The organism is Pseudonocardia pini, from assembly GCF_013870575.1.
GTDB classification, from domain to species: domain Bacteria; phylum Actinomycetota; class Actinomycetes; order Mycobacteriales; family Pseudonocardiaceae; genus Pseudonocardia; species Pseudonocardia pini.
In genome coordinates, this window is record NZ_JACBXB010001157.1 from 1 (window position 1) to 1226 (window position 1226).

Below are 1226 nucleotides of genomic sequence, written 5' to 3' on the forward strand. Positions count from 1 at the left end.
GGCTGGACTCCACCCGCAAGACCTCCCCGCTGCACGCCGCGCCGGACGCCCTGGTCGTCGACACGGACACGCTCTCGGTCGACGCGGTGCTGGCCGAGCTGCTGCGGCTGGTCCAGGAGCGTGGGCTGGTCGGATGACCATCATGGACCTCCCGGCGGGGGCGAACCCGGCGCTGCACGACCTCGCGCGCTGGATCGGCACCTGGGTCTTCACCCCCGCGTACCGGGTGCAGGTGCACCATCCGGAGCGGATCCCGCCCGAGGGTGCGGTCGTGCTCGTCGCCAACCACAGTGCGATGGTGGACGGGCCGCTGTTGTTCGGACTACTCGGGCGCCGTTCGGTGTTCCTGGTGAAGCAGGAGATGTTCACCGGCGTCCTGGGCAAGGGGCTGCGCGGGATCGGCCAGCTCGCGGTGCGCCGCGGCGAGCCGGACCGCGCGCCGCTGACCGCGGCGTTGGGTGTGCTGCGCGGCGGCGGTCTGGTCGGGGTGTTCCCCGAGGGGACCCGCGGCACCGGCGACGTCCGCGCCGCGCAACAGGGTGCGGCGTGGTTGTCGCGCACCTCGGGAGCGTGTGTGCTGCCGGTGGTGTGCCGGGGGACCCGTCGACCGGAGGGCAGCGGCCCCCGGTTGAGACCGCGCGTGGACGTACTGGTGGGGGAGCCGCTGCCCGCGCCCACCGGGAAGGGCCGGGCAGAACTCGCCGCGGCCACCGAGACCATCCGCGGCGCGCTCGCCGCACTGGTCACGGAGCTGGATGACGTACGGAGCAGGACGTGAGTAGGGACATCACCGGCGGCGATCGCGCCGCCATGGCCGAGCTGGGCCTCGACCCCGACGAGTTCGTCGGCGACGAGGAGCTCGGCCCCGACGGCGAGGTGCTCGCCGAGCAGGGACCCACCCCGGTACTGGCCGTGGTCGGTCGACCCAACGTGGGCAAGTCCACGCTGGTCAACCGGTTCCTCGGGCGCCGCGAGGCGGTCGTGCAGGACATCCCGGGCGTGACCCGGGACCGCGTCTCGTACGACGCGCTGTGGAACGGCAGGCGGTTCACCGTCGTCGACACCGGCGGCTGGGACCCCGACGCCACCGGCCTGCAGAAGGAGGTCACCGCGCAGGCCGAGCTGGCCATGCGCACGGCGGACGCCATCCTCCTGGTCGTCGACGCGCGCGTCGGCGCCACCGCCGTCGAGGAGGCCGCGGCGCGCGTGTTGCGCCGCTCGGACCG

At 74.1% G+C, this 1226-nt stretch carries 3 protein-coding genes; all 3 read left to right on the forward strand.

Going from position 1 to position 1226, the window contains the following annotated elements:
* The first annotated feature begins 50 nt into the window (after positions 1-50).
* Positions 51-137 (forward strand): hypothetical protein, encoded by an 87-nt coding sequence (locus H5J29_RS36700; RefSeq protein WP_246394611.1) that lies wholly within the window; start codon positions 51-53, stop codon positions 135-137.
* A complete protein-coding gene (locus H5J29_RS33420; protein ID WP_181784869.1) occupies positions 134-778 on the forward strand; it encodes a lysophospholipid acyltransferase family protein in 645 nt (214 codons plus the stop codon). The genes H5J29_RS36700 and H5J29_RS33420 overlap by 4 nt, the downstream gene beginning before the upstream one ends.
* A 32-nt stretch (positions 779-810) precedes the next feature.
* Positions 811-1226 (forward strand): GTPase (locus H5J29_RS33425; RefSeq protein WP_181784870.1); only part of this gene is annotated, 416 nt, incomplete at its 3' end.